The sequence below is a fragment of the Okeania sp. SIO2F4 genome (assembly GCF_010672385.1).
In the GTDB taxonomy this organism is placed as follows: Bacteria; Cyanobacteriota; Cyanobacteriia; order Cyanobacteriales; family Microcoleaceae; genus Trichodesmium.
Map to the genome: position 1 here is coordinate 1 of NZ_JAAHGT010000906.1, position 3,925 is coordinate 3,925.

The 3,925-nt window shown below is 35.4% G+C and carries 2 protein-coding genes; both read left to right on the plus strand.

Features of this window, described 5'->3' with window-relative positions; genetic code table 11:
- Positions 1-607: 607 nt before the first annotated feature.
- Positions 608-2,542, plus strand: coding sequence for a S9 family peptidase (locus tag F6K22_RS34755; protein WP_293108950.1), 1,935 nt, complete (start codon positions 608-610; stop codon positions 2,540-2,542).
- Positions 2,543-3,692: 1,150 nt separating this feature from the next.
- The coding region (locus F6K22_RS34760) for a glycosyltransferase (protein WP_363275079.1) at positions 3,693-3,925 on the plus strand (233 nt) is incomplete at its 3' end.

Consider the following 3,925-nt stretch of genomic DNA (forward strand, 5'->3'; position numbering starts at 1 on the left):
CTAGGTGAAGTACAGAAATTGTGATGCCAATTTATGAGAGGAAGGGGTTGGCGATGTCAACCCCTTCCTCTCCCGTATAAAAATGATTATCATTCTCATAAATTGTACATTTTATTTTTTGGAAGTCCCTAAGGTTAGCCTTTACTTTTTCTAATAGCGATCGCTCTTTCTCAACTACAAGAGGCGATCGCTATTAGGTATAGTTAGAGTGTCTGTTCACAAAACAAAGATATGAGTGGTATCGACCGCAAAACCGATCTAGAAACTAGAACTAGTTTAATTGACAAGCATCTCCCTGGCACAGAAAAATCCCAAAGAGAATTAGAAACAGATAGCTCAAACTTATAACTAGCTTAGTAAACTCTTATCACCTAAAACATTTTTTAATACTTTATATTAACAGGACTTAGGCATTAGATACGAAAACCTAGGACTTGAGATTGCTATCCGTTCCGGACTGCTCCGCAAACCCTGTAGGTCGCAATGAGGAAAATACGTTATACTGCGTAAGTCATAATTAAATAAATCAAACGGAAGATTTAGAACTTGACAATTGACAATAACAAAACTAAATAGTAGACATTATCTTATACAGTAATCTTAAATTATGACACAAATAGCACCTTATGGTTCCTGGAAATCCCCTATTACTACTGACTTGATTGTAGCAGGGACAATTGGACTTAGTAGTATTACCATTGATGGTGATGATGTCTACTGGATTGAAGGACGACCTTCAGAGGGTGGACGAAATGTAATTGTGCGTCACACTACAGATGGACAGACAACTGACATTACTCCTCTACCTTTTAATGTACGTACCCGCGTCCATGAATACGGCGGTGGAGCTTTCTTAGTAGTAGATGGTACGATATATTTTTCTAGCTTTGCCGACCAACGTCTTTATTGCCAAACACTAGGTACAGAACCCCAACCTTTAACTCCGGAAGCAAACCTACGTTATGCTGATGGTGTGATAGATAAACAGCGCGATCGCTTAATTTGTATTCAGGAAGATCATACAAAGGGTGGGGAACCTACCAATAGGATAGTTAGCATTAACCTAAAAAATGGAGAAGATATCCAGATATTAGCAGAGGGTTATGATTTTTATGCCTCACCCCGCCTAAATAAGGATGGTTCGCAACTTTGCTGGATTTGTTGGAACCACCCAAATATGCCTTGGGATGGTACGGAGTTATGGGTCGCTCAGGTGAATACAGATGGTTCATTAGATGAAGGTAAGTTCGTTGCTGGAGGGAAAGAAGAATCAATTTTTCAACCCCAGTGGTCGCCAGATGGAATGTTATGTTTTGTGAGCGATCGCTCTAAATGGTGGAATCTCTATCAAGTGCCAGGAGTTACTGAGACTGCAAATGTAGCTCCATTGTATCCTTTAGATGCCGAGTTTGGAATGCCACAATGGGTTTTTGGAATGTCTACTTATACCTTCACAGCACCCAACAAAATTCTCTGCACTTTTTCTCAGAATGGAATTGGGCATTTGGCAACTCTTAATACTACTAAAAAACATCTACAAGAAATAGAAATACCTTATACTTCTATTAGTTCTTTAACAGCAAAAGAAAGTCGAGTTTGTTTTCTGGGAAGTTCCCCCACAGAGCCTAGTTCAATTATACAAATAAATTTATCTACAGGTGCCATTGATATTTTAAAACGTTCTACGGATTTAAAAATTGATTCTGGTTATTTATCTATTCCTCAAGCAATAGAATTTCCCACAGAAAATGGTAAGACTGCTTATGGTTTATTTTACCCGCCAACTAATAAAGATTACACGGCACCTGTAGGAGAAAAACCACCTCTTTTAGTCAAAAGTCATGGGGGTCCAACAGCAGCAACTTCTAGTAGTTTAAGCTTAAAAATTCAATATTGGACGAGTCGTGGTTTTGCTTTATTTGATGTTAATTATGGAGGTAGCACTGGATATGGAAGAGACTATCAACAAAGACTAAAAAATAATTGGGGAATTGTTGATGTTGATGATTGTGTAAATGGCGCTCAATATTTAGCTAAACAGGGATTAGTAGATAGTAATCGTATGGCTATTTCTGGTGGTAGTGCGGGAGGTTATACTACTTTATGTGCCTTAACTTTTAAGGATGTATTTAAAGCGGGAGCCAGTTATTATGGAGTTAGTGACCTAGAGGCTTTAGCAACAGATACTCATAAGTTTGAATCCCGTTATTTAGATGGATTAATTGGAGCTTATCCTGAAAAAAAAGAGATTTATCAACAGCGATCGCCGATTAATTTTACTGAGGGTTTGTCTTGCCCTGTAATTTTTTTCCAAGGGTTAGAAGATAAAATTGTACCGCCAAATCAAGCTGAGAAAATGGTAGAAGCTTTGCAGCAAAAAGGATTGCCAGTGGCTTATGTTGCTTTCCCAGAAGAACAACATGGTTTTCGCCGTTCCGAGAATATTAAACATGCTTTGGATGGAGAATTTTATTTTTATTCCCGTGTCTTTGGATTCACACCTGCTGAAAATTTAGAAGTGGTAGAAATTATTAATATTTAAGTTGTGGGAGGATACTTAAATAATTAATAATTAATAATTAATAATTAATAATTATTAATTATATCAAATCCGTTTAATTGCACATACAATAATCGCATCTACAGGGTTCGAGGACAGTCTAGGCAGTTGAGTTTTTTTCTTCTTGACACGCCCTAGAAATAAGTGGTTGAGTATTTTCTACTGACTACTAAATTGATAGTGAGGTTATTTAACCGGATTTGATATTACCTCTTCTTATAAACATGAATAGAGAGGCTTTATACCTTGATTTTTTGGTAAGTATTTACATGAATACTTACTAAATTATTCTTCCTCAAAATCTATGGTTTCTAAGGGATGCAAGATGTCAAACCGACAAGAGAAAATTTTTTTTATTCTTGATACTAAGGGCAATGATGCATACTTTAAAGAAGATGTCTATTTGATTAAATTAATATCAAGTTGCATGGAATCAAATTTAAAGAAGAGTTAAATCTAGATCAAGACAGAGTAGTTGATTAATTTTATAATTCTGTGCAGCTTCAGATAAAAATGGTATCGAAACTATTCATTCTGACTCCTGTACGTCGGCAATCCGAAGGCTCTCATACCTTACTCCTAAAAATCCCCTAGATATTTATAGCAAACATTTATTAAATTGGTATTAAACCTTAATTTAAACCCTGCCTTTCAGAAGCTTTTGTCAACTCATAAAAACCTCTATTCTACGAGGAGAGCTTTTAAACATTCTCTTATAGGTAAGGGGGCAGAGTGATTAGGATTTTAGGATTCATCAGTTCCATGCAATAAGTTCTCAAACATCTTCTCAGGATAGGGTATTTTAATTGGTAATTGAAACCCTATTTAATACAAATTTAAGTAGGGCTGTAGATGTAGTGATTTATGGTAGAATCAGGGAAAAATTGAACTGGGAACAAGGAACATAAAATCCCTACAATTCCCAATTTTCAAAGGATAGTATCTACAAATTACTTTACTTTTTCAGGCTAATATTACTGGTGATAAAAAATTAACCTAATTTAATAAATAAATGCCTAGAGGTAAATGGGATTTTGCTCCATCCAACAGTTCATCTATATATAAATTAATCTAAATCAATTATTTTGGAGAATTGCTATAATTTCTGTATCCTTAAATTCAGGAGTTATTTATGCAGCAAGTCATATTAATCACAGTAATTTTTAACTTGATAATATGGATATATTTATTAATATTTCGCGGTAATTTTTGGCTAGCAGACCAACGACTATTGCCAACATCAGAAACAGAAATTGGAAATATCGAATATTGGCCGTCAGTTTCTGTGATAATTCCTGCCAGAAATGAAGCAAAATTATTACGAGGAACACTAAATTCCTTATTAAATCAAGATTATCCAGGGAA

What these genes read in the sequence shown, in the direction of transcription:
- F6K22_RS34755 (WP_293108950.1), top strand. Translation starts at nt 608, where the DNA reads ATGACACAAATAGCACCTTATGGTTCCTGGAAATCCCCTATTACTACT.